24 protein-coding genes and 2 tRNA genes are annotated in these 23,715 nt (G+C 66.4%); 9 read left to right on the forward strand and 17 right to left on the reverse strand.

The window, feature by feature from the left end:
* Positions 1-85: 85 nt before the first annotated feature.
* A complete protein-coding gene (locus GU920_RS06665) occupies positions 86-727 on the reverse strand; it encodes a ribonuclease HII (RefSeq protein WP_161766140.1) in 642 nt (213 codons plus the stop codon).
* A gap of 142 nt (positions 728-869) precedes the next feature.
* Positions 870-1,415, reverse strand: coding sequence for a hypothetical protein (locus tag GU920_RS06670; RefSeq protein WP_161766141.1), 546 nt, complete (start codon positions 1,413-1,415; stop codon positions 870-872).
* 244 nt (positions 1,416-1,659) lie between these two features.
* On the opposite strand from GU920_RS06670, the gene GU920_RS06675 reads away from it, so the two are divergent.
* Together GU920_RS06675 and GU920_RS06680 are read left to right on the forward strand one after the other, a co-directional pair.
* Positions 1,660-1,950 (forward strand): hypothetical protein, encoded by a 291-nt coding sequence (locus tag GU920_RS06675; RefSeq protein ID WP_161766142.1) that lies wholly within the window; start codon positions 1,660-1,662, stop codon positions 1,948-1,950.
* Positions 1,922-2,626: a winged helix-turn-helix domain-containing protein gene (locus tag GU920_RS06680; protein ID WP_161766143.1), complete on the forward strand. Its 705-nt coding sequence runs from the start codon at positions 1,922-1,924 to the stop codon at positions 2,624-2,626. Before GU920_RS06675 ends, GU920_RS06680 begins: the two co-directional genes overlap by 29 nt.
* Positions 2,627-2,771: 145 nt before the next feature.
* Here the strand turns inward: GU920_RS06680 and GU920_RS06685 are convergent, their stop codons facing one another.
* Both GU920_RS06685 and GU920_RS06690 read right to left on the reverse strand, forming a co-directional pair.
* The gene (locus GU920_RS06685) at positions 2,772-3,236 is read right to left on the reverse strand and encodes a DUF2214 domain-containing protein (protein WP_161766144.1); all 465 of its coding nucleotides are present in this window, start codon (positions 3,234-3,236) and stop codon (positions 2,772-2,774) included.
* On the reverse strand, positions 3,236-3,631 hold the full coding sequence (locus GU920_RS06690; protein ID WP_161766145.1) for a DUF6152 family protein: 396 nt from the start codon (positions 3,629-3,631) through the stop codon (positions 3,236-3,238). Before GU920_RS06690 ends, GU920_RS06685 begins: the two co-directional genes overlap by 1 nt.
* A 226-nt stretch (positions 3,632-3,857) precedes the next feature.
* Here GU920_RS06690 and GU920_RS06695 point away from each other — a divergent pair, with 226 nt between their 5' ends.
* The 3 genes from GU920_RS06695 to GU920_RS06705 all read left to right on the forward strand — a co-directional run bounded on the left by GU920_RS06695 (position 3,858) and on the right by GU920_RS06705 (position 7,221).
* Positions 3,858-4,952, forward strand: coding sequence for a carboxynorspermidine decarboxylase (locus tag GU920_RS06695; protein WP_161766146.1), 1,095 nt, complete (start codon positions 3,858-3,860; stop codon positions 4,950-4,952).
* 42 nt (positions 4,953-4,994) lie between these two features.
* The gene (locus tag GU920_RS06700) at positions 4,995-6,233 is read left to right on the forward strand and encodes a saccharopine dehydrogenase family protein (RefSeq protein ID WP_161766147.1); all 1,239 of its coding nucleotides are present in this window, start codon (positions 4,995-4,997) and stop codon (positions 6,231-6,233) included.
* An 82-nt stretch (positions 6,234-6,315) separates the two neighbouring features.
* Positions 6,316-7,221 (forward strand): HAD-IIA family hydrolase, encoded by a 906-nt coding sequence (locus tag GU920_RS06705; RefSeq protein ID WP_328799238.1) that lies wholly within the window; start codon positions 6,316-6,318, stop codon positions 7,219-7,221.
* Positions 7,222-7,232: 11 nt separating this feature from the next.
* On the opposite strand, the gene GU920_RS06710 is transcribed toward GU920_RS06705, so the two are convergent.
* Both GU920_RS06710 and GU920_RS06715 read right to left on the reverse strand, forming a co-directional pair.
* Complete coding sequence (locus GU920_RS06710) at positions 7,233-7,391, reverse strand: hypothetical protein (protein ID WP_161766148.1); 159 nt, start codon at positions 7,389-7,391, stop codon at positions 7,233-7,235.
* Positions 7,392-7,491: 100 nt separating this feature from the next.
* Positions 7,492-7,567, reverse strand: a tRNA-Lys gene (locus tag GU920_RS06715).
* A gap of 132 nt (positions 7,568-7,699) precedes the next feature.
* Here GU920_RS06715 and dapF point away from each other — a divergent pair.
* From dapF to GU920_RS06730, 3 genes are all read left to right on the forward strand, one after another.
* Entirely contained in the window at positions 7,700-8,503 is an 804-nt protein-coding gene (gene dapF, locus GU920_RS06720) for a diaminopimelate epimerase (protein WP_235933101.1), read from the forward strand.
* Positions 8,500-9,765: a tRNA (N(6)-L-threonylcarbamoyladenosine(37)-C(2))-methylthiotransferase MtaB gene (gene mtaB, locus GU920_RS06725; protein WP_161766150.1), complete on the forward strand. Its 1,266-nt coding sequence runs from the start codon at positions 8,500-8,502 to the stop codon at positions 9,763-9,765. The genes dapF and mtaB overlap by 4 nt, the downstream gene beginning before the upstream one ends.
* Before the next feature lie 96 nt (positions 9,766-9,861).
* A complete protein-coding gene (locus GU920_RS06730; RefSeq protein ID WP_161766151.1) occupies positions 9,862-10,899 on the forward strand; it encodes a methyl-accepting chemotaxis protein in 1,038 nt (345 codons plus the stop codon).
* Between the two features lie 3 nt (positions 10,900-10,902).
* On the opposite strand, the gene GU920_RS06735 is transcribed toward GU920_RS06730, so the two are convergent.
* The 3 genes from GU920_RS06735 to GU920_RS06745 all read right to left on the reverse strand — a co-directional run bounded on the left by GU920_RS06735 (position 10,903) and on the right by GU920_RS06745 (position 12,684).
* The gene (locus GU920_RS06735) at positions 10,903-11,934 is read right to left on the reverse strand and encodes a LacI family DNA-binding transcriptional regulator (RefSeq protein WP_161766152.1); all 1,032 of its coding nucleotides are present in this window, start codon (positions 11,932-11,934) and stop codon (positions 10,903-10,905) included.
* Positions 11,935-12,156: 222 nt separating this feature from the next.
* Positions 12,157-12,426: a Txe/YoeB family addiction module toxin gene (locus tag GU920_RS06740; RefSeq protein WP_161766153.1), complete on the reverse strand. Its 270-nt coding sequence runs from the start codon at positions 12,424-12,426 to the stop codon at positions 12,157-12,159.
* A gap of 3 nt (positions 12,427-12,429) precedes the next feature.
* Positions 12,430-12,684: a type II toxin-antitoxin system Phd/YefM family antitoxin gene (locus GU920_RS06745; protein WP_161766154.1), complete on the reverse strand. Its 255-nt coding sequence runs from the start codon at positions 12,682-12,684 to the stop codon at positions 12,430-12,432.
* 111 nt (positions 12,685-12,795) lie between these two features.
* Here GU920_RS06745 and GU920_RS06750 point away from each other — a divergent pair.
* Positions 12,796-12,871: transfer RNA gene (locus tag GU920_RS06750), tRNA-Arg, on the forward strand.
* A gap of 31 nt (positions 12,872-12,902) precedes the next feature.
* Here GU920_RS06750 and gyrB read toward each other — a convergent pair.
* From gyrB to GU920_RS06790, 8 genes are all read right to left on the reverse strand, one after another.
* Positions 12,903-15,353 (reverse strand): DNA topoisomerase (ATP-hydrolyzing) subunit B, encoded by a 2,451-nt coding sequence (gene gyrB, locus GU920_RS06755; RefSeq protein ID WP_161766155.1) that lies wholly within the window; start codon positions 15,351-15,353, stop codon positions 12,903-12,905.
* Between the two features lie 82 nt (positions 15,354-15,435).
* Positions 15,436-16,056: a LysE family translocator gene (locus GU920_RS06760; RefSeq protein ID WP_161766156.1), complete on the reverse strand. Its 621-nt coding sequence runs from the start codon at positions 16,054-16,056 to the stop codon at positions 15,436-15,438.
* Positions 16,053-16,487: a VOC family protein gene (locus GU920_RS06765; protein WP_161766157.1), complete on the reverse strand. Its 435-nt coding sequence runs from the start codon at positions 16,485-16,487 to the stop codon at positions 16,053-16,055. The genes GU920_RS06760 and GU920_RS06765 overlap by 4 nt, the downstream gene beginning before the upstream one ends.
* On the reverse strand, positions 16,484-17,587 hold the full coding sequence (gene recF, locus GU920_RS06770) for a DNA replication/repair protein RecF (protein WP_201743983.1): 1,104 nt from the start codon (positions 17,585-17,587) through the stop codon (positions 16,484-16,486). The genes GU920_RS06765 and recF overlap by 4 nt, the downstream gene beginning before the upstream one ends.
* A 27-nt stretch (positions 17,588-17,614) precedes the next feature.
* A complete protein-coding gene (gene dnaN, locus GU920_RS06775; RefSeq protein ID WP_161766158.1) occupies positions 17,615-18,733 on the reverse strand; it encodes a DNA polymerase III subunit beta in 1,119 nt (372 codons plus the stop codon).
* A gap of 223 nt (positions 18,734-18,956) precedes the next feature.
* Positions 18,957-20,126 carry an HlyD family efflux transporter periplasmic adaptor subunit gene (locus GU920_RS06780; protein WP_161766563.1) on the reverse strand — a complete coding sequence of 390 codons (1,170 nt, stop codon included), beginning with the start codon at positions 20,124-20,126 and terminating at the stop codon, positions 18,957-18,959.
* Between the two features lie 2 nt (positions 20,127-20,128).
* Positions 20,129-22,288 carry an ATP-binding cassette domain-containing protein gene (locus GU920_RS06785; protein WP_161766564.1) on the reverse strand — a complete coding sequence of 720 codons (2,160 nt, stop codon included), beginning with the start codon at positions 22,286-22,288 and terminating at the stop codon, positions 20,129-20,131.
* A gap of 62 nt (positions 22,289-22,350) precedes the next feature.
* Positions 22,351-23,712 (reverse strand): TolC family protein, encoded by a 1,362-nt coding sequence (locus tag GU920_RS06790; RefSeq protein WP_161766159.1) that lies wholly within the window; start codon positions 23,710-23,712, stop codon positions 22,351-22,353.
* Positions 23,713-23,715: the final 3 nt, after the last annotated feature.

Genomic DNA, 23,715 nt, shown 5'->3' on the forward strand with positions numbered 1-23,715 from the left:
TGCCTCTGCCGCCGGCGGTTTTTCGCCGTGCTTGTTGATACAGAAGATGAGTCAGGAGCGATTCGCCGTCAAATTCTTTTTTGAATCAACTACTTACAGAAACTTCTTGATACAAGATGTTGTGGACGGGCCGGAATGAACGCCTATGGTGTGGGGTAATTCCAAAATCTAGAAGCGCCTGCAGATGCGCCGGAGTTGGGTAACCCGCGTTAACATTCCAGCCGTAGCCGGGGTATTGTTGCGCCAAATCCACCATGATCCGGTCGCGCGTGACCTTGGCCACGATGGAGGCGGCGGCGATCGACAGGCAGCGGGCATCGCCTTTGACCACCGCTTCGGCGCTGCAACGCAGACCTTTCGGGATCATGTTGCCGTCGATGAGAGCATGGTCGGGAAAGGTGACCAGTCCGCTAACGGCGCGTTCCATGGCGAGATGGCTGGCGCGCAGGATGTTGAGGCTGTCGATTTCTTCCACCGTGGCATGGGCGATGCTGACCTCGGCGCTGTCCATGATTGCGGTGAACAGCGCGTCGCGCCGGGCGGGGGTGAGCGCCTTGGAATCCGCCAGGCCTTCGGGGATGCGCGCGGGATCAAGCCGGACGGCGGCGGCGGTGACAGGGCCGGCGAGGGGGCCGCGGCCCACCTCATCCACGCCCACGACGACCGACAGGCCGCGGGCTTGGGCGGCGGTCTCGAACGTGAAATCGGGGCGGGTTTTCGTGGCCATGACCTTGGCCTAGCGGAAGGGTTGGCCGCGGGAAAGCGGGAAAAAGGGTGGGGATGGAGGCTGCTCACCCCTCCACCCCCGAAGTGGGCGCGGTCAGGGCAGACCGCCGCGCCCGAACGGGCCCCCTTGATCGCTACTGCGATCAGTAGCGGGCGCCCGCCACCCGGAAGCCTGCATCGCGCAGGCATTGATCCGAGTAGATGCGATCATTGCGCCCGTAGATGCGGGCGGTGCGGGCGCAGTATTCCGGCAGGCGGAAGTTGAAGCCCTGTTCGCGCAGGCAGCTTTCGCCATAGACGGTGGCAGTGCCGGAATTGCCCGCAATTTCAATGGCGCAGACCGAAGGCACGCGCGGGTGGCGCGTGGGTTGGGGTTGATGGTGGGGATAGGGATAGGGATCGTGATAGTGCTGCGCGCGGGCGCGTTCGCGTTCGCGTTTCTGCTTTGCCTCGTTCGCGATGATGCCCACGATGGCCAAGGCGGCCAAGGCCTTGGCCAGATCATCGCCATCGGCCCGGGCCGGCACGGCGGTCGAGGCCAGAAGGCCCAGCGCCGTGGCCCCGGCGGCGACGATGGCCACGAGGCGGCGGCTGATGCTGCGGGCGTCGCGCCCGCTGGCGCGGGGCAGGTTGCGGGTGATGACCATGGTTTCGGCCAGTGTTTCAGAGCGGTGCCCGGTGCTTGGCATGGTGGCCTCCTGTCAGGGTTTGGTCGCAGTCTTGGGTGTTTCTGCTGTGATTCTGTGGGGTTGGCCGGGATGTGCATCCATGGCCCGTTCACTGCGGACAGGGTGCCAGGACGGGGGGTGGACAGGCAATAACGCGGGTTTGTTATCGGATATCAGCGCTTTCGCGCGGGGCGTCGGGGCCAATGTCATTGCCTAGCGCGCGGGGGGCGGGCAATGTGCGGGGCGTGAACGAAGGGGACATTCGATGACACGCCTATTCCTTGCTGCGGCGCTGCTGCTGGCCCTGGGCGGGCAGGCCTTTGCCGAATGCTATGCCGATTACAAGGCGAAGCAGGACGATCCCCTGCGCCTGCATTATGGCGTGGCGCAGGTCAGCGATGCGGCCTGTGCGGGCGGGCCGGGGGCAGCGGCGGGCGAGTTGGCGCCGCGCCTTGCATCGGGCGGATGGACGCTGTTGAACGTGCTTTCGGTGTTCGGGCCGGAGGGATTGGGCGAAAGGAGATCGAGTGCAGGAGAATACTTCCTCCGCTTCTGACAGCCTGAGGGCGGGCAACCGGGTGGTTGCCGGGGGGATCGCGGCCATCGTGCTGATCCTGCTGGCGGCGGCGGTGTTTCTGTTCGTGAACCTGCCGGATGCCAATGCGTTCAACGCCAAGGTGGAACGGCTGTTCGTCGAGAATGACGACCTGACCAGTTTCGCCGACATCAAGCTGTTGGAAATACTGGCACAATCGGGGACGGCCTTTTCCGAGGTGCTGGCGTCCTATCGCATGGTGATCTTTGTGCTGCTGGTGTTTGCGACGGCGCTTCTGCTGGCGGCGCTGGTGTTTCTGGTGACGATCATCGCGTTGAACCGGCGCATTTCGGCGATCCAGCGGTCGGGGATACAGGTGGCGAGCCTGCTGATCAGCCGCGAGGGGCGGGCGGTGTATATCAACGACATGGAGTTCCAGCTGACCGAAGCCGCGCTGGAAACCATGGCGGTTCTGGCCGAGGCGCGGATGGATGACGAGGTGCTGACCGGCGCGCAGATCGAGGCGGTGATTTCGGGCCGGAACGAAGCCGATTGCGACGAAGCCGCCGGGGCGACGCGGGTGAAGCGGTTGCGCGATGCGCTGGGCAACCAGCTGGTGAGCGAATTGCTGGTCAAGACGATCGCGCGGCGGGGCTATGTGCTGGCGGTGGGCAAGGACAAGATCCGCATGGTCTAAGTGCCTGAGGGCGCTGGATTTACTGTTGGTTTTTGGGGCGTGGAGGCGTGCAACAACGGGTGCAGCACGCCAGTGCAGCGCGGCGTGCATACGCGCGTATGCATCATTGGGCGTTAACCACGATGTGGCGAATCGTTTCGGCCCGTCAGAGGAAGCCGATCCAGCGCCCGGCAAGAAGGGTGGACACCCACAGCAGCGCCGAGAGCGCGGCCATCAGGCGCAGCGCGGGGGTGGGGGCGCCGCCTGCCATCACCTGCACCCAGGCGGCAGAGCGGGTGACGAGGGCCGCGTTCAGGAGGGCGGCGGCGAAGAGCGCCAGCTTGATGCGGAAGGCGGCGTTGCCTGCGTATTCCGTGGGGTTGGCGGTGAAGAGGACAAGGCCCGTGGTCGCCGCCAGTGCCATGCCCGCCAGCGCCATGCCGCGCAGGATGGGCGCGATGGCGATGATGGGCGTGCGCGGGAAGGCCCCGGCAAGGCGCAGGTCGAGGGGCAGGATGGCCCCGATCAGAAGCGCGATGCCGAGGATATGGCTGGCATTGACCAGAAGGTAAGCCGTCCCCGATCCGCGTAGGAGCGCGGCAATCGGGGAAGCGGCCAGTGCATCGAGCATCAGGCGTCGATGCGTTCGGGGTAGAAGTCGTAATTCGTGCCGGCAAGCGTGATGCGGACGGCCTTCATCACCCGTTCCTCCGGGTTAAGCGAGCGGTTCCCGAGGATGGTGACGGCATCGCCCGGCTGCGCCGTGCCTTCGACAAAGCCCGCGCGGCTGGTGCGGCCGGGATTGCCCAGTTCGATCACCCATTCGCGGCCTTCGGCATCCGTGACGGTGAGTTCGGGGTGCGGAGGGTTGAGCGAGATGGCGGTGATGGTGGCTTCCATCACCACTTCCTCGGATTCCGCCCAGGACCAGCCGTGATGGGCCATGGCGGGCATGGCCAGCGTCACCGACGAGGCGGCCAGCGCCGAGGTGAGGAGGAGAACGCGAAAGGATGCGGGTTTCTTCATCGGAAAACTCCTGTCTTTGCAATCTTCATGGGCCACATGGTTGCCAAGGGGGGCGATGACAGGGAAATCACCGGGTGGTGAGCGCACCCTTTTGTTACCGCTTTGACATGATCCAACGCTAGGGCGTGGGCCGTGCAGACAGCGGGTACAGTCGGGGCTTGCGTGGGGGGGGGTATGCCCCTAAATACGCGCGCTCTTGTTTCCCTTTGGCCCCGGGGGGTTTCGGATGATCCAGACACCGTTCTATCTGATCGACCGCGCGAAGCTGGCGCGGAACATGGCCATCATGGATGAGCTGCGGGACGGGTCGGGGGCGAAGGTCCTGCTGGCGCTGAAATGCTTTGCGACCTGGCCCGTGTTCGACCAGATGCGGGCGCATATGGACGGGACGACGTCATCGTCCCTTTATGAATTGCGGCTGGGGCGCGAGAAGTTCGGCAAGGAGACGCACGCCTATTCGGTGGCCTGGGCCGAGAATGAGGTGGCCGAGGCGGTGGGCTATGCCGACAAGATCATCTTCAATTCCGTGGGCCAGTTGGAGCGGTTCGACAACCAGTCGGCCAGCATCGCGCGGGGGCTGCGGCTGAACCCGCGGTTTTCGACATCCGGCTTCGATCTGGCCGATCCGGCACGGCCGTTCTCGCGTCTGGGCGAATGGGATGCGGGCAAGATCGAGCGCGTGATGGACCGGGTGACTGGCTTCATGATCCATTACAATTGCGAGAACGGCGATTTCGATCTGTTCGACCGGCAGTTGACGCGGATCGAAGAGGAATTCGGCGGCCTGCTGGCGCGGCTGAAATGGGTGAGCCTTGGCGGCGGCATCCATTTCACGGGCGAGGGCTATCCGGTGGCGAAGCTGGCGGCGCGGCTGCGCGCGTTCTCGGACCGGTTCGGGGTGCAGGTCTATCTGGAACCGGGCGAGGCGGCGATCACGGGGGCGGCGTCGCTGGAGGTGACGGTGCTGGATGTGATGAACAACGGCAAGGATCTGGCGATCGTCGATTCCTCGGTCGAGGCGCATATGCTGGATCTGCTGATCTACCGCATCTCAGGGAAGATGGAGGTGGCGGGGGATCATCCTTACATGATCTGCGGCAAGTCCTGCCTGGCCGGGGATGTGTTCGGCGAGTTCAACTTTCCCGCGCCGTTGAATGTGGGCGACCGGCTGAGCATCGCGGATGCGGCGGGTTACACGATGGTCAAGAAGAACTGGTTCAACGGGGTGAAGATGCCGAGCATCGTCATCAAGGAGTTGGACGGGTCGATGACCGTGGCGCGCGAATTCGGCTATACCGATTTCGCGGGGAACCTTGGCTGATACTGCCGGATCATCCGGCCCTTTTGACGGGGGTGTTTTCGCATGAAACGCAACGTGTTGATCATCGGCGCAGGCGGCGTGGCGCAGGTCGTGGCGCATAAATGCGCGCAGGCCAATGACCGGCTGGGCGATCTGCATATCGCGTCGCGGCGGGTGGAGAAGTGCGAGGCGATCATCGCATCGGTGCAAAAGAAGGGCGCGATGAAGGTGCCGGGCGTCTTTGCCGCCCATGCGGTGGATGCGATGGATACGGCCGCCGTGGCGGCGCTGATCCGCAAGCTGGGCGTGGAGATCGTCATCAACGTGGGATCTGCCTTCGTGAACATGCCGGTGCTGGAGGCCTGTATCGAGACGGGCGTGGCCTATATGGACACGGCCATTCACGAAGACCCGGGCAAGATCTGCGAGACGCCGCCGTGGTATGGCAATTACGAATGGAAGCGGCGGGAGCGGTGCAAGGCGGCGGGGGTCACGGCGATCCTTGGCGTGGGGTTTGATCCCGGTGTCGTCAACGCATGGGCGCGGGTGGCGGAGGAGGAGTTCCTCGACACGATCACGAGCATCGACATCGTGGACATCAATGCCGGGTCGCACGGCAAGTATTTTGCGACGAATTTCGATCCCGAGATCAATTTCCGCGAATTCACGGGGACGGTCTACAGCTGGCAGAACGGGGGCTGGCAGTCGAACAGGATGTTCGAGGTGGGCCAGACCTGGGATATGCCGGTGGTGGGGCCGCAGAAGGCCTATCTGACCGGGCATGACGAGGTGCATTCGCTGTCGGCGCGCTATCCCGGGGCGGATGTGCGGTTCTGGATGGGGTTTGGCGACCATTACATCAACGTGTTCACGGTGCTGAAGAACCTTGGTCTTCTGTCGGAGAAGCCCGTGCGGACGGCGGAGGGGCTGGAGGTGGTGCCGCTGAAGGTGGTGAAGGCGGTGCTGCCCGATCCGGCCTCGCTGGCGCCGGGGTATACGGGGAAGACCTGCATCGCGACGATCGCGCGGGGGGTGAAGGATGGCAAGCCTGCCGAGGTCATGCTGTATAACGTGGCCGATCACGCCGAGGCCTTTGCCGAGGTCGGGTCGCAGGGGATTTCCTATACCGCCGGGGTGCCCCCCGTTGCCGCCGCGCTGCTGGTGGCGGACGGGGTCTGGGATGTGGGGACGATGGTGAATGTCGAGGAGCTGGACCCCCGGCCCTTCATGAACCTGCTGAACGGGATGGGCCTGCCGAACCGGGTGAAGAACGCATCGGGCGACCGGGAACTGGCGTTCTGAGAGGGGGACGCCCTGCGTAGGATGGGCAGGACTGCCCATCCTACGGGGTGCATCCTTACGGGCAGCGGGAAAGGGGCGGCGGGTGGTTGAGCGGTTGGCGGATGCCGAGGCGGCGTTCCGGCGCTATGAGGCGGTGCGGGCGCGGCTGCCTGCGGCGCGGTTTCCGGCGGCCCCGGTCTTTGCGCGCGATCTGGGCGAGGTGGCAGATCGCTGGGAGGGGTTCGTGCTGGATGCCTATGGCGTGCTGAACGTGGGCGAGACGCCCATTCCCGGCGCGGTGGCGCGGATGGCCGCGTTGCGCGCGCAGGGCAAGCGGCTGTGCGTGCTGACCAATGCGGCGAGCTATGGTCGGGCGGAGGCCCTGGCCAAGTATCGACGGCTGGGGTTCGATTTCACAGCAGAGGAGGTGGTGTCGAGCCGCGATGTTGCGATGGCGCGCATCGGGGCCTTGATGCCGGGGGCGCATTGGGCGGCGATCGCGGCGGCGGGCGACAGATTTGCCGATGTCCCCGGGCGGGCGGGGGATGCGGTGGCGGATCCCGGCCTGTTCGATGGGGCGGATGGGGTGTTGTTCCTGTCATCGCAGCGCTGGACGGCGGCCTTGCAGGCGCGGCTGATCGCGGCGCTGGCGCGGCGGCCCGTTCCGGTGGTGGTGGCCAATCCCGATCTGGTGGCGCCGGTCGAAGACGGGCTGTCGCAGGAGCCGGGGCTGTTTGCGCATGATCTGATGGATCAGGTCGGGGTGGCGGTGCATTGGTTCGGCAAGCCCTTTGGCGAAGGCTTTGCCGATGTCTGCGCGCGGATGGACATGGCGCCGGAGCAGTTGGCCATGGTGGGGGACACGCTGCATACCGATGTGCTGGGGGGCCGGGCGGCGGGCATGGGGGCGGTGCTGGTGGCCGATCACGGGCTGTTCGCGGGGCGCGATGTGCGGGGCTATATCGCGCGGTCGGGGATCGTGCCGGATGCGGTGGTGGCGACGACCTAGCGCCCCCTTTCCTAGCGACCCTGCGTCAGAAGGTAGAGGATCGCCAGCGCGGCGCCCCCGGTCACGGCAGAGGAGCCGAGCCAGAAAGCGAGACCCACGAGCTTTGGCAAGAGCCGCAGCGCGACAAGCGCCGCGAAGAGAAGGGTGCCGATGCCGATCAGAAATCCCATGACCACCCTCTGCCCGATGCGGAGCGCCCTTGTCGAGGCGCGGGTCGCGTGGTGGCGGTGTTTTGCCGGGGTCGCGACGGGATGGGGGGGGAGGTGTGGGTGGTGAGCCGGACAGGATTCGAACCTGTGACCCGCTGATTAAAAGTCAGCTGCTCTACCAACTGAGCTACCGGCCCCACGAGCGCGGTGATTAGTGGCGACGCGCGGGGGGGTCAAGGGCAAAAAAAGCGCGGGTCTGGATAAATCCCTGCCCCGGGCGTATATGGGCAGGCATGTTGGAAACGCGGCCCCCCGGTGGCCTGGCCTTCATGAAAATGCATGGGCTTGGCAATGACTTCGTCGTGATCGACTCGCGCGGGCGCGGGGCGGTGGTGACGCCTGCGCTGGCGCGGGCGCTGGGCGATCGGAACCGGGGTGTGGGATTCGATCAACTGGCAGAGATCCGCGATGCGGTGGGCGCGGATTTCGCGCTGGATTTCTGGAACAGTGACGGGACGCAGGCCGGGGCCTGCGGCAATGCCACGCGCTGCGTGTCGGACTTTGTGATGCGCGAGACCGGGCGGCAGGCGGTGACGCTGGTCACGGCGCGGGGCGGGTTGGCGGCGGTGCGGCGCGGGGATGGGCTGGTGTCGGTGAACATGGGGCCGCCGGTGCTGGACTGGCGCGAGGTGCCGCTGGCGCGGGAGGTTGACCTGCTGCATCTGCCGCTGGCGGGCGATCCGGTGGCGGTGGGGATGGGCAACCCCCATGCGGTGTTCTTCGTGCCGGATGCGGACGCGGTGGATGTGGCCGGATGGGGCGCGCGGGTGGAGCATGACCCGCTGTTCCCGGCGCGGACGAATGTGGAGTTTGCGTCGGTGGTTGGCCCCGACCATCTGCGGATGCGGGTGTGGGAGCGGGGGACGGGGATCACGCTGGCCTGCGGTTCGGGGGCCTGTGCCACGGCGGTGGCGGCGCATCAGCGGAGGCTGACGGGGCGGCGCATGGTGATGGATGTGGATGGCGGGCGGCTGGAGCTGGACTGGCGCGACGACGGCGTGTGGATGACCGGGCCGGTGGCGCATGTGTTTGACGGCTGGCTAAGCCCGGATTTCGTGGCGGCTGCCCGATGAATGTGCCGGTCTTTGCCACGCTGGGCTGCCGTCTGAACGCCTATGAGACGGAAGCGATGAAGGAGCTTTCCGCCGCTGCGGGGGTGGAAAATGCGGTCATCGTGAACACCTGCGCCGTGACGGCAGAGGCGGTGCGCAAGGCCAAGCAGGAGATCCGCCGCCTGAGCCGGGAACATCCGGGGGCCACGATCATCGTGACAGGCTGCGCCGCGCAGACGGAGCCCGAGACATTCGCCGCCATGCCGGAAGTGGCGCGGGTGATCGGCAACCATGAGAAGATGCAGGCGGAAACGTGGCAGGGGTTGCGTGCCCCAATTCCCGGTGCGGACCTGATCGGTGTGACCGAGAAGGTACAGGTCGATGACATCATGTCCGTCAAGGAAACGGCGGGGCATCTGATCGACGGGTTCGGGCGGCATCGGGCCTATGTGCAGGTTCAGAACGGCTGTGATCACCGCTGCACCTTCTGCATCATCCCCTATGGGCGGGGGAATTCGCGGTCGGTGCCGGCGGGCGTGGTGGTGGAGCAGATCAAGCGGCTGGTGGACAAGGGGTTCAACGAGGTGGTTCTCACCGGGGTGGACCTGACGTCCTGGGGCGCGGACCTGCCCGCGCAGCCGCGACTGGGCGATCTGGTGATGCGGATACTGCGGCTGGTGCCGGATCTGCCGCGGTTGCGGATCAGTTCCATCGATTCGATCGAGGCGGATGAGGCGCTGATGGGGGCGATTGCCACCGAGCCGCGCCTGATGCCGCATCTGCATCTGAGCCTTCAGGCCGGGGATGACCTGATCCTGAAGCGGATGAAGCGGCGGCATCTGCGCGATGACGCGATCCGCTTCTGCGAAGAGGCGCGGCGGCTGCGGCCCGACATGGTGTTCGGGGCGGATATCATCGCGGGCTTCCCGACCGAGACGGAAGAGATGTTTCAGCAGTCCATCGATCTGGTGCGCGACTGCGGGCTGACCTTCCTGCATGTCTTCCCGTTTTCGCCCCGCAAGGGGACGCCTGCCGCGCGGATGCCGCAGGTGCGGGGGCCGGTGATCAAGGACCGCGCCGCGCGGCTGCGGGCGGCGGGAGAGGCGGCGCTGGCCGCGCATCTGGCGGCGCAGGTGGGCGTTGCCCATAGCGTGCTGATGGAAGGGCCGCGCATGGGGCGGACGGAGCAGTTCACCGAGGTGCGGGTGGAGCGTGATTTGCCCGAGGGGCAGATCGTCGATCTGGTGATCCGGGGCGAGGATGGCGCCGCGCTTGTGGCGTGAGGGTCACATAACCCGGCGCGCGATCATTCGTTAACGGGATCCAAGTAAAAGAATCCGCCTTGTTCCGTTGTGCTGCGAAGGCTGACGGAGATTCACATGCGTGGAGCAGTGTTGAAGACGACGATCGACCAGATCTCGCGCAGGGTCGATTCGTTCGGGCGGATGAATGACAAGGTGGCGATGCAGTCGCATATCCTGGCCGTGAACTCGATGATCGAGGCGGCCCGGGCGGGGCAGCACGGGCGCGGCTTTTCGGTCGTGGCGGCCGAGATGAAGCAACTGTCGGATCAGACCAAGGACCATGCCGACCAGTTCCGGCAGGATGTCATGGCCATTGTGACGCAGGCGACGGAGGCGACGTCGGACCTGCTGGGGGCGCTGGACCGGGCGGCGGCGGATGAGTTGACCGAGAAGGCCCAGACCCTTGTGCAGCTGATCGTGCGGAACCTGTTCGAGCGGACGGCGGATGTGCGGTGGTGGGCCACGGATGCGGCCTTCTGGCAGGCGCTGGAGGCAGGCGATCCCGCGCGGGCGGCCGAGGCGCATCTGCGGCTGGGGACGATCCACCGCTATTACACGGTCTATACCGATCTGGTGCTGCTGGACCTTGAGGGGCGGATCGTCGCATCGGCGGTGGACGGGGTGCCGCGCATGGCGACCAGCCTGCCGGATGAGGGATCGGGCTGGTTCGGGCAGGCGGCGCGGTTGGCATCGGGGCATGACTATGTGGTGTCGGATGTCTATCGCAGCGGGCTGCATCAGGATCGCCGGGTGATCGTCTATGCCACGGCGGTGCGCGAGGGCGGCGCGGCAGAGGGCCGGGCGCTGGGCGTGCTGGCGGTGTATTTCGACTGGGAAAAGGAGGCGCGCACCATCGTGCGCGACGAGGCGGGGTTTTCACCCGCGCAATGGGAAACGCGGCGGGTGCTGTTGCTGGACAAGGACCGGCGGATCATCGCGGCGTCGGATGATGCGGGGTTCCTTGAGGCCTTTGCGGAAGGGCAGTTTTCCGCCGCGCGGGGCTGCGAGGCGCGGCCGGATGGCACGCGGATCGGCTATGCGCGGACGCTGGGTTATCAGGACTATGACGGGCTGGGCTGGTACGGGGTGGTTGTGGATCGGGCGGCACGGTGACCGTCAGCTGCCGCGGATCGTATCGCCCGGTTGCAGGGTGGGGAAAAGTTCGATCACCTCGCCGCCGATCACGCCTTCATGCTGGCCTGCGATGATTTCGGCCGCGCGGCGGCCGATCTGCAGGCGGCAGGCATCCATGGTGGCAAGGCGGCGGGGGAGGCCATCCAGCAATTCGACGCCGTTGAAACCGGCAAGTCCGATCCGGCCCGGCACGTCGATCCCCTTGTCGAGGCAGTAGAGCAGGCCCCCTGCCCCGATCATGTCGTTCGAGTAATACAGGAAATCGACATCGGGGGTGCGCTGGAGGACGGCCTCGGTCATTTCGCGCCCCTTCAGGAGGGCGGAGCCGCCGGAATAGAACTCGCGGTCGGCCAGCGTGAGGCCCGCCTTGGCGAGCGCCTCTTCGAAGCCTTCGAGCCGTTTCTTCGCGCGGTGGTCATAGGGCATCATCGTGCCGCAGAAGGCGATGCGGCGGTAGCCTGCGGCGATGATCGCCTCGGCCATCTGGCGCCCGGCGCGGCGGTGCGAGATGCCGACGGCGCTGTCCACCGGCGTGCCGTCGATATCCATGATCTCGACGATGGGGATGCCCGCCTGCGCCAGCATGGCGCGGGATGCATCGGAATGTTCCAGACCGGCGACGATCATGCCCGACGGACGCCAGGACAGCATTTCGTAGATCACCGTCTCTTCGCGTTCGGGCGAATAGTTGGTGACGCCGACGACGGGTTGCAGGCCCGTGTTTTCCAGCGTGTCGGAGATGCCGGTCAGCACCTCGGGGAAGACCATGTTGGAGAGCGAGGGAATCACCACGCCGACAAGGTTGACGCGCTGCGAGGCAAGGGCGCCCGCGATCTTGTTCGGGACATAGCCCAGCGCGCGGGCAGCCTCGAGCACGCGTTCGCGGGTGGCGTCAGACACGTCGCCCCGGTTGCGCAAGACGCGGCTGACGGTCATTTCGCTGACGCCCGAGGCTTCGGACACATCGCGAAGCGTCAGGGTGCGGCGGGGATCGAAACCGGGGGGTTTTGTCACGGGTCGGGGCGTCCTGCAATCACGCGTTGCGTTTCTTCTTTGACACAAACAACCCTCTTGTCCAAGGGCGGATCGTAAGGTATGTTACCGCTAACAGCCAGAGTCGGACTGACCCTGCTGGCGATATCCTGCGCGTCCTGCAAGCTCTCAACCCAGACGCAACGGACCCGAGGGGGGAGTGGTGGGCCAAAAATTCACTTCCCCCTTTTTCTTTTCCAGAGGTCAATAGTGATAGCGGAGTTGGCAGAGTTCCAGCGCCTGAGACCCGGCCTTTCCAGTCACGCGGTAGACCATGCGATGTTCGTCGGTGATGCGGCGGGACCACCAGCCGGACAGATCGCCCTTCAACGGTTCTGGTTTGCCGATACCGGCAAAGGGTGAGCGGGCGGTTTCCTTGATCAGCGTGTTGATGCGGTCAAGCGTCTTTCGGTCGGCCTGCGACTGCCAGAACAGATAGTCCTCCCACGCCTCATCCGAGAAGACGAGCCGCATCGGTCAGTCTTCGATGAGGGTGCGTTCGGTTCCCTTGCCTGCGTCAAGCTGCGCGATGGAGCGGCGCAGGCGGGCGGCATTCTTCGGGCTTTGCAGGAGGTGGAGGGTTTCGGAAATCGCATTCCATTCATCGAGGGACACGACCACGACCGCCTCGCCCTTGCGGCGGGTGACGATCACCTCGCTGCGGTCCTGAATGACGCGATCCATCACGTCTTTCAGGTTGGCGCGGGCATCGGTGTAGGTGATGACATCCATCGGGGGCTCCTCTATGGCCAAGATATGTACAGGAAGTTGTGCATGTCAAGGCGGCGGCGGGGATGGTAGAGGTTGCGCGCCTTCGCGTTTTCGCGCATCAAGGCGGCGTGTGGTCTCGTAGCTCAACGGATAGAGCGTCCCCCTCCTAAGGGGAAGGTTGCAGGTTCAAGTCCTGCCGGGATCACCAGTTTCCAGCAGACGTTTCCAGCAGACAAGGATCAGAAGTCGAGGTTTTCGACGTTCAGCGCGTTCTGCTGGATGAAGTCGCGGCGAGGTTCCACCACATCGCCCATCAGTTTGGTGAAGATGTCATCCGCTTCGGCCAGATCATCGACCTTGACCTGCAACAGGGTGCGGGCGTCGGGATCGAGCGTGGTTTCCCAGAGCTGTTCGGGGTTCATCTCGCCCAGACCCTTGTAGCGCTGGAGCGAGAGGCCCTTTTCGCCCTCAGTGAGGATGGATTTGAGCAGGTCGGTGGGACCGTGGACCATCTGTTCGCGGTCCTTGCGCATCAGGCGGGCAGGATCGCGGTAGTATTCGCGCTGGGGGCCGGAGATGGAGGAGAGCTTGCGCGCCTCGCCCGACCGCAGGACCGCGCCGTCGAGGGTGCGCAGCTCCTCGACCCCGCGCAGGATGCGCGAGAGGCGGATGCCGTGATCCTGGGTGATGCGGCCGGTCCAGCCTTTTTCATATTCGGCGGCCACCAGATCGAGGCGGCGGGCCACCTGATCGGCCACGGCTTGCAGATCGTCATCGGCGCGGCCGGGGTCGAAGGCGCCTGCGATGGCGGCCTGTTCGAGGATGTTGCGCGGGTAGTGGGTGGGGAAGGCATCCAGCACGCGGCGGAAGCTGCGCGCGCCTTCGACGACGCGGGCCAGATCGGCGCCCGCGATTTCCTGCCCGTCGTTCAGGCGCAGCACCGCGCCTTCGATGCCCATTTCGACGAGGTAATCTTCCAGCGCGGCCTGATCCTTCAGATAGACCTCGGACTTGCCGCGCGACACTTTGTAAAGGGGCGGTTGCGCGATGTAGAGATAGCCGCCTTCGATCAGTTCCGGCATCTGGCGGAAGAAGAAGGTGAGCAGAAGCGTGCGGATATGCGCACCGTCCACGTCGGCATCGGTCATGATGACGATCTTGTGGTAGCGGAGTTTCTTAATGTCGAACTCATCCCGCCCGATCCCGGTGCCGAGCGCGGTGATGAGGGTGCCGATTTCCTGCGACGACAGCATCCGGTCAAAACGCGCGCGTTCGACGTTCAGGATCTTGCCGCGCAGGGGAAGGACGGCCTGATTGGCGCGCGAGCGGCCCTGTTTGGCGGAGCCACCGGCGGAGTCCCCTTCCACGAGGAAAAGTTCGGATTTCGCAGGATCGCGTTCCTGACAATCGGCCAGTTTGCCGGGGAGCGAGGCCACATCCAGCGCTGTCTTGCGGCGGGTGAGTTCGCGCGCCTTGCGGGCGGCTTCGCGGGCGAGCGCCGCCTCGATGATCTTGCCGACGATGACCTTGGCAGGGCCGGGGTTTTCTTCGAACCATTCGGCCAGTTTTTCGTTCACGAGGTTTTCGACGGCGGGGCGAACCTCGGAGGACACCAGTTTGTCCTTCGTCTGGCTGGAGAATTTCGGATCGGGCACCTTGACCGACAGGACGCAGGTCAGGCCTTCGCGGGCGTCGTCGCCGGTGAAATCCACCTTCTCCTTCTTGGCGATGCCGGACGACTGCGCATAGGCGTTGATCGTGCGGGTCAGCGCGCCACGGAAGCCCGCAAGGTGGGTGCCGCCGTCGCGCTGGGGGATGTTGTTGGTGAAGGGAAGGACGGCCTCATGATAGCTGTCGTTCCACCACATGGCGACTTCGACCCCGATGCCGTTCTTTTCGCCGACCATGTAGATGGGTTCGGGCATGACCGAGGTTTTGGAGCGGTCGAGGTATTTGACGAATTCCTTCACGCCGCCTTCGTAGAACAGTTCGGTATGCAGCGGTTCGGCGGGGCGTTCGTCTTCGATGATGATGCGGACGCCGGAATTGAGGAAGGCCAGTTCCCGGAGGCGGGTTTCCAGCACCTTGAAGCTGTAATCGAGGTTCGAGAAGGTGCCATCGGGGCGGTTGGTCTTGGCAGAGGCTAGGAAGCGCACCTCGGTGCCACGCATGCCGGGGGCGGGGCCGACCGGGTGGACATGGACGGTACATTCGCCATCTTCGAAGCGGGCGCGATATTCGGTGTCGTTGCGCCAGACGGTGAGTTCCAGCCATTCCGACAGGGCGTTGACGACCGAGACGCCCACGCCATGCAGGCCGCCCGACACCTTGTAGGCGTTGCCGCCTTCATCGGTGTTGTTGAATTTTCCGCCGGCGTGAAGCTGGGTCATGATGACCTCGGCCGCTGAGACGCCCTCTTCGGGGTGGATGTCAACGGGGATGCCGCGCCCGTTGTCGCGGACGGAGACGGAGCTGTCGGCGTGGATTTTCACGGTGACGGCTGTGGCGTGACCGGCGAGCGCCTCATCAATCCCGTTATCGACGACCTCATAGACCATGTGGTGCAGGCCCGACCCATCGTCGGTGTCGCCGATATACATGCCGGGGCGTTTGCGGACCGCCTCTAACCCCTTGAGAACCTTGATGGAATCAGCGCCGTATTCGGCGGGTTTCTTCGCGGCTTCGGCCATAGGTCGGGCATCCCTTGAATTGCCCGCGATTTATAGCGGGGTGAGGGGGGAATGTCACGCCTTGGGCACAAGATATTGGGGCTCAGGTGAAGGGAATGACGAGCCCGACGAGGATCAGAAGGATGCCCGAGCCGATGTTCATCCGGCGGATGGCGGCAGGGCTGGAAAGCAGGCGGCGCGCGCGGTCGAGGAACCACGCAAGGCCGAGATTGCCGAGCATCGGGACGAAGGCCGAGATGGCGAGGATGGCGAGGATGTCGGGGGCGGTGAGGGCGCCGAGATCGAAGAAGCCGGGCAGCGCGCCCATGTAGAAGAGGATGGCCTTGGGGTTGCCGATCACCGCGGCAAGGCCCACCGAGAAGCCCGCCCAGAGGCCGGGGCGGGTAAGGCGCGAGTCTGCGTCCAGCGTGGCGGCGGGTTTGCGGATCAGCAGCACGCCCATGGCGATGAAGATCGCGGCGGCGACCCAGCGCATGAGGGCGAGGTAATCGCCCCACGCGCTTTCGATCCATGTCAGGCCGAGGATGGCCATGAGCGGCCAGACCAGATCGCCCAGCGCCACGCCCACGGCCAGGGGCCAGGCCCCCGCCATGCCGCCCGACAGCGCGCGGGCAGTGAGCGCCACCCAGACGGGGCCGGGCACGGCCCAGAGCGCCGCCATGCCGCCTGCGTAGAGAAGAAGCTGATAGGCGGTGACGGTCATTTCGGATCCGGAAGCGTGAGGGTGCCGTCGGGAGCGAGCGGCCAGAAGGGATTCATCGCCACTTCCCAGACATGGCCATCGGGGTCGGCCCAATAGCCGGAATAGCCGCCCCAGAACACCTTTTCGGGTGCCTTCAGTGCGGTTGCGCCTGCGGCAAGGGCGGCGGCGAAGGCGGCGTCCACCTCGGCCTCGGTGGCGAAGTTCTGGGCCAGCGTGGTGGCGCCGGTGCCAAGGGGGGCGCCGGGGCGGCCCTGATCGGCGGCAAGGTCGGACAGGCCGAACAGCGCCAGCGCCATGCCGTGCAACTGGAAGAAGGCGACGCCGGGCTGGCTTTCGGGATGTTCCTGCCAGCCGAGACGGGCATAGAAGGCGCGGGCGGCGGTCAGGTCAGCGACGCCGAGCGTGAGGAGGGTGATCCGCTGGGGTGTCATGTTTCGCTGACCCTGGACATGCCGCCGTGATCGACGACGGTGATGTTCTGCGCCCGGTTTCCCAGACTGTCAAACAGCCCCGGTTCGGTGCCGGTCATCAGGGCCTGCGCGCCCAGCGCGCAGATTTCATCATAAAGCGCGGCGCGGCGGTTCTGGTCGAGATGGGCCGCCACCTCATCCAGCAGAAGGATGGGGGGGGAGCCGAGGTCGGCCGCCAGCGCGCGGGCGTTGGACAGGATAAGCGAGATCAGGAGCGCCTTCTGTTCGCCGGTGGAGCATTGATCGGCGGGCGCGCCCTTGGCGGTGTAGATCGCGGCAAGATCGGCGCGGTGCGGGCCGATCAGGGTGCGGCCTGCCGCCATGTCGCGGCGGCGGTTGGCGGCCAGTGCGGGGGCGAGGTCATCGGGCAGTTCCCCGCCATCGGGCATGGTCAGCGACAGGTCGGCGGCGGGAAAGGCGGTTTCGGCGCCCGCCTGCGCGGCGGCGATGCGGGCCAGCGCGTGCTGGCGGTTGGCGGTGATCTGGGATGCGGCCTCGGCCATCTGGGTTTCGAGGGCCGTATACCAATGCGCGTCCTGCACCATGTCCTTGAGCAGGCGGTTGCGGTCGCGCATGGCCTTTTCATAGGCGAGCGTCACCTCGGCATGGTCGGGGGCAAAGCTCATCGTCATGCGGTCGAGGAAGCGGCGGCGGCCTTCGGCGGCCTCGATCCAGAGCCTGTCCATCGCGGGGACGAGCCAGAGGATGCGCAAGATGCGGCCGAGGGCGGTCTGCGGCGCGGCCTTGCCGTCGATGCGGGTCTGGCGCGTGTCGGTGCCTTCGGCGAAGGTTTCGAGATCGTGGAAGGGGTTGGCGGTTTCGGCCCGGATCTTCCAGCCGATGGCATCGGGTTTGCGGGCCAGTTCATCCGCACCAGCGCGGCGCAGGCCGCGACCGGGGGACAGAAGGGAGACGGCCTCCAATATATTGGTCTTGCCCGCGCCATTGGGGCCGGAAATGGCCACGGGCCGCCCGTCCAGTTCCAGCCGCGCGGCGCGGTGGCTGCGGAAGTGGGACAGGGTGAGTGTCGAGATGGTCAGGCCACCCACCCCATGCTCCATTCTTGATTGTCTTTGGATGGTCGGACGTTACACCCGCATCGGCATCACGACATAGACTGCGCTGGTGTCATTGCCTTCGCGCATCAGCGTCGGGTCGCCGCTGCTGTTGAACAGGAACACCGCATTCTCGCGGTCAACCTGGCTGGCGATTTCCAGCAGATATTTGGCGTTGAAGCCGATCTCGAGCCGTTCATCGCCATAGGCGACGGCAAGCTCTTCCTCGGCGGCGCCGCTATCGGGCGCGTTGACCGACAGGATCAGGCGGTCTTCGTCGAGGCTGAGCTTCACGGCGCGCGAGCGTTCGGAGGAAACGGTGGCCACGCGATCCACGGCCTTGGCGAATTCGGTGGCGTCCACTTCCAGACGGCGGGTGTTGCCCGTGGGGATGACGCGGGTGTAATCGGGGAAGGTGCCGTCGATCACCTTGGATGTCAGGGTGATGGCCGGGGTGGCAAAGCGCACCTTGGTTTCCGAGACAGAGACGGCGATGGCGGCATCGTCATCATCCAGAAGCTTGCGCAACTCGCCCACCGTCTTGCGCGGGACGATCACGCCCGCCATGCCCTGCGCGCCGTCGGGAAGGGCGGCGTCGATCCGGGCGAGGCGGTGGCCATCGGTCGCCACGCAGCGCAGGACGGGGCCATCTTCGCCGGTGGCGGTGTGCATGTAGACACCGTTCAGGTAGTAGCGCGTCTCTTCGGTCGAGATGGCGAATTTCGCTTTGTCAAAGAGGCGGCGCAGCACCCCGGCGGGGGCCGAGAAATTGGTGCTGTATTCGGATGAGGCCATCACGGGGAAATCCTCGCGCGGCAGGGTGGCGAGGCTGAAGGTGGAGCGGCCTGCGGTGATCGTCAGGCGGCCGGAGGCGGCATCTTCGGACAGGTTCACCAGCGCGCCATCGGGCAGTTTGCGCACGATTTCATGCAGCATGACGGCGGAAACCGTGGTGGCGCCGCTGCGTTCCACCATCGCGGGGGCGCGGTCCACGACTTCGATATCCAGATCGGTGGCGCGGAAGCTGACTTGCGCGCCGTCGGCTTCGATCAGCACATTGGCAAGGATCGGGATGGTGTTGCGGCGTTCGACAACGGATTGCGCCTGTGCCAGCGCCTTGAGCAGCGTGCCGCGTTCGATCGAGAGTTTCATCACACCCATCCCGTTGATCTTGCCCGGCGCAATCCAGCGCCCGGGGAGGCAGAAAGTAGCCAATTCCGGGCGGTTCACAAGCGGTTTGCCGCCCCGTGGCGCTGGTTTTTGCACAGGCGCGGCATGGATGTCTTGCGAAAAGCCATGGATGGCGCGCCTTGGGCCATGATCGCAGGCATCCGGGGGCCTGCGGGCCCCCGGACGATTTTTCGGAGGAAAATCGCTAGCGTTCGCGCAACGCTTCGGATCCGCGCCAGAGCGGTTTGGTCAGGTAGGTGAGGATGGTCTTGCCGCCGGTCTGGAACTCTACCTCGGCCTGCATGCCGGGGCGGATGGCGAGGGAGCGCTGCCGGTCGGTCAGCGCGTCCTGTTCCACCCGCAGCGTGACGCGGTAATGCGGCTCGGTGTCGCGGCTGCGTTCATCGCGGAAGGTGTCGGCCGAGACGAAGGTGACGGTGGCGGGCAGCGTGCCCCAGATGGCGTAATCATAGGCCGACAGCTTGATCGTGGCCTTCTGCCCTTCGCGCAGGGGGGCGATATCGGCGGGTTTCACCTTGGCTTCGACAAAAAGCCCGGTGTCGAGCGGGATGATCTGCAGGATTTCCTCGCCCGGGCGGACGACGCCGCCGATGGTGGTGACGGCGATGCGGTTGACGATGCCGCGCATGGGCGCGGTGAGGGTGGTGCGCGCCAGTTGATCCTGCGACAGTTTCAGGCGCTGGCGGAGGGAGGCGAGTTCGCCCTGCGTTTTGGCATAGTCATCGGCGCGGCTGAGATCAGCCTGCGTGGCGATCTCTTCCAGCCGCGCGCGGGCATCGGCAAGCGCCTTTTCGGCGCGGGTCAGTTCGATTTCCGGGGCAAGGCCACGATCCGCCATGCGGCGGATCATGTCTTCCTCCTGCGCGGCCTGATCCAGCACGGCACGCGCGCCGGACAGGCGGGAGGCAAGGTCGGTGCGGCGGGCGGTGAGCAGGGCCTGTTCAGAGGCCACGATATCTGGCACGCGGGCGGCCAGATCGGGCGGGGCGGTGAAACTGGCGGCATCGGCCTGTTCGGATTCGAGCCTGAGACGGCGGATTTCGAGGGCGGCGATCTGATCGGCCAGATCATCGACGGTGGATTGGTATTGCGTGCCGGAGAGACGGGCGAGCACCTGCCCCGCCTCGACGGTATCGCCCTCGGCCACGTTCAACTCGGCCAATATGCCGCCTTCGAGGTTCTGGATGATCTGCGGGCGCGAGGAGGGGACGATCTGGCCGGGGGCGCGGACGATTTCCTCGACCCATGCAAAGGCGGCCCAGATCAGGAAGGCGGCCACGGTGGCGGCGATCAGGCGCACGGTCCAGGACGGGTGGCGGGCGCGGCGGTCGAGGGGCGCGTCGAAGGTGGCCATGGTCATCTGGCGGCCTTGGCGAGATGGGCCAGCACGGCATTGCGGGGGCCATCCACGGCGAGGCGGCCGTTCTGCAGGATCAGCGTGCGGGTGGTGAGTTGCAGGATCGGCACGCGGTGGGTGGCGATGATGGCGGTGCGGCCATGAAGCCAATGCGACAGGCGCGAGACGAGGGTCGCCTCCAGCGTCTGGTCCAGCGCGGCGGTGGGTTCATCCAAAAGCACGATGCGCGGGTTCTGCAACCAGAGCCGCGCCCAGCCGAGCGATTGGCGTTGGCCCACCGACAGGCCTTCGCCCATTTCGCGAATCTCCAGATCCAGCCCGCGCGGGTGGCCGCGCACGAATTGGCCCAGACCGGCGAAATCCAGCGCGGCGAGAAGGCGGTCATCGTCGCGTTCCAGATCGGACATGGTGAGGTTGTCGCGCAGCGTGCCGGAGAAGAGCCGCACCTCCTGGCCCAGATAGCCGATATGGCGGCGCAGGTCGCGGGGGTGGATCTGCGACAGATCCACCCCATCGAGCATGATGCGCCCTGCCCCGGGCTCGTAGAGACCGGCAAGCAGTTTCAGAAGCGTGGATTTGCCCGATCCGTTGGCCCCCAGAATGGCGGCGTGCTGACCCGCGGGGATGGCCAGCGCCGGGACATCGACGGTGGGCGCGGCGTCGGGGCTGTAGCGGAAGGTGACCTCGCGCAGGTCGAACTGGCCTGAGATGGTTTCGCGGCGCAGGTAGCGGCGGGCGGGGTCTTCGGCCTGTTGCGATGCGGCGATCGCCTCCAGCCCCGTGAGCGCGGCCTTGACCTGCGACCAGCGGGCTAGGGTGGCGGACAACTGGGTGAGGGGCGCGAGGGTGCGGGCGGTGAGCATGGAGACGGCGATGATGGTGCCCACGGTGAAGTTGCCCGCGAAGACCATGTAGGTGCCGATCAGGATGACGGCGATATAGGTAGCCTGTTGCACCGATTGCGCCCACGATCCCAGAAGCGTGGTGAGGTGGCGCTGGTCTGACGCGCGCAGGGCCGAGAGGGCGACGAGTTCCCCCCAGAGACGGCGCACGCGATCCTGCCCGCGCTGGGTGGTGAGGGTTTCGTGTTCGAAGACCGCCTCATACAGCAGTTTCGCGGCCTTGGTGTTCGCGCCTTGGGTGGAGTTCGTGAGCGCGACCATGCGGGATTGCAGCAGGAAGCCGGGGGCGACCATGACGATGCCGCCGAGGATGAGGACCCAGACAAGGTTGCCCCCGATCATCGCGACAAGGGCGAGGAAGATGATCAGAAAGGGCAGATCGGCCAGCGTGCCGATGGTGGAGGCGGTGAAAAACTCGCGCACCGATCCGAAATCGCGCATCGCGGCGAAAACCTGCGACGGCTGGCGTTCACCCGGGGCGGCCCGCATGCCGAGCAGGCGCTGCATCAGCCTGTCTTGCACGGCCAGTTCAATCTTGCGCCCCGTGTTGTCCATCAGCGCGGCGCGGGCGATGCGGAGGGCACCATCGAACAGGATGGCCAGAAGCGCACCGAGGGTGAGCACCCAGAGTGTGGGTTCGGATTGGTTGGGGATCACCCGGTCGTAGATCTGCAGCGCATAGAGGGCGATGGCGGTGGCGAGGATATTGGCGGTGAGAGAGGCGGCGGCGACCTCGATCATCGGGCGGCGGTGGTGGCGGAATTCGGACCAGAACCAGTGGGGCGCGGCCTCAGGCTCGGCGTGGCGGGCCTCTACTTCCGCAAAGGGGAGGCGGACACGGAGCACCCAGCCGCTGTGATGGGCGGCGAATTCCGACAGGGGGACGTCGGCGCTGCGGTCATCGGTGGTGGGATCGTAGATCGACAGGCTATCGCTGTTGCGCGACAGGATCAGGACGATCTGGCCCGTGGCCATTTCGGCCAGCGCGGGCAGCGCGCCCAGCGCGGGATCGTGGTCGAGTGCCACGGAATAGCCCGCGCGGCGGAAGGCGGCGGAGAGGTGATCGAGCCCGGGGCGGTCCGGCGCGCCGGTGGTGGTGAGCAGATCGACGACATCCGAGGTCAGAAGCCGACCGCCCAAGCGCGACGACAGCATGGCGGCCAGTTCGGCGCGGGCGCGCAGGGGGGCGGGGGCCGGGGCGGGCTGCACGGGCGCGAAGGGCGCGGCGGGGGGCTGGGCCGCGCGGGCGGGGTGCATGTCGAAGGAGATGACCCTTGGCGCAGAGGGGGGCGGCGTTACAGGCTTTGTCACGGGTTCCGTCACAGGCGGCCCCCGTCGACCAGGGCGCCTGCGTCGCGGGCCAGTTCCAGCTCCAGCCGGGCGATTTCATAGGGGAAGGCGGCCTGATCGCGTTCCAGCCGTGCGGCGGCGGCGGTCTGGGCGGTGAGGTCGGTCAGGCTGCGGCGGCCGATGCTGTATTGTTCGACATAGAGTTCGAGGTTGTCGAGCGTCTGACGCAGGACGGCGGCGCCTTCCAAATGGCGGGTGCGCAACTGGGCGATGCGGCCCTGCAGTTCGGTCGCGCGGCGGGCGGCGGTCTGCTGCGCCTCGGCCGTCTGGCGGGCGACGAGATCGGGGGTGGCATCGGCAGCGGCCAGCGTGGCAGGGCTGCCAAGGCCAAGGCGCACGCCGCCAAGGCCAAGGCCGGGGGTGAGGCCATCGTCGGACACCGTGGCATTGGCGGACAGGCCGGGCAGGGCATTGGCGCGGGAGATGCGCGCCTCGGCCAGCGCCTTGGCGCCTTTGGCGCGGGCGGCGAGGACGGCGAGCGGTTCGCTGGCCGGGGGGGCGGGCAGCGGAGTGGTTCCGGTCAGATCCGGCGGCAGGGCGTTGCCGGTGAGCGCGGCGAGATCGGCCAAGGCCTGCGCGCGGGTCTGGGTATCGGCGGCGAGGGTGGCCTGCATCTCGGCCATGGTCTGGGCGATGATCTGGGCTTCGCTGCGGTCGGACAGGCCGCCCTGGATACGGGCCTGCACGATATCGTGCAGGTTGGACAGGCGCGTGGCGGCGCGGGCGGCGACGGCGCCCTGCGCGCGGGCCTGTTCGGCGGTGAGGTAATGGGACAGGCCTTCGTGGATGCGGGCGTTGCGGCGGGTGGCAAGGGTGACGGCGGCGGCGTCCACCTCGGCCGCGGCGCGCGCGCGTTCGGCGGCGCGGCGGCCATGGTCGAGGAGCGGCTGGTCGATCACCAGTTGCGCGGCCAGCCCGGCGAGGCTGTCAAGCGTGAGGGCGGGGGTGAGGGTCGGCCAGCGGTTGCTGGCCGCCGCCTCGGCCCGCAGGCGGGCGAGGCCCAGTTCGGCGGCGTCCGCCCCGGGATCGGCGGCAAGCACCGCATCGGCCACCCGGGCGAAGGGCGTGCCGAGGGCCAGCACCGATGGGCGGGCGGCCAGATCGGCGATCAGGGGGGAGGCGGCGGTGCCGCTTTCAGGGGCAAGACGCTGGCGCAGGGCGGGATCGGCGGGCGATTGCCCGCGCCCGATGGCCAGCATCGCGGGCGGCTGCAACCCGCCCTGACAGCCCGAAAGCAGCACCGCCACGGCCAGAAGCGCCCCGAAAGACAGGCGGGGTAAGGTGAGCGGTGCCGCTCTGGCCGATGGGATGGGATGGCGGGCGGGAACCATTAC

It is taken from the genome of Paragemmobacter ruber (assembly GCF_009908315.1).
Taxonomy (GTDB): domain Bacteria; phylum Pseudomonadota; class Alphaproteobacteria; order Rhodobacterales; family Rhodobacteraceae; genus Paragemmobacter; species Paragemmobacter ruber.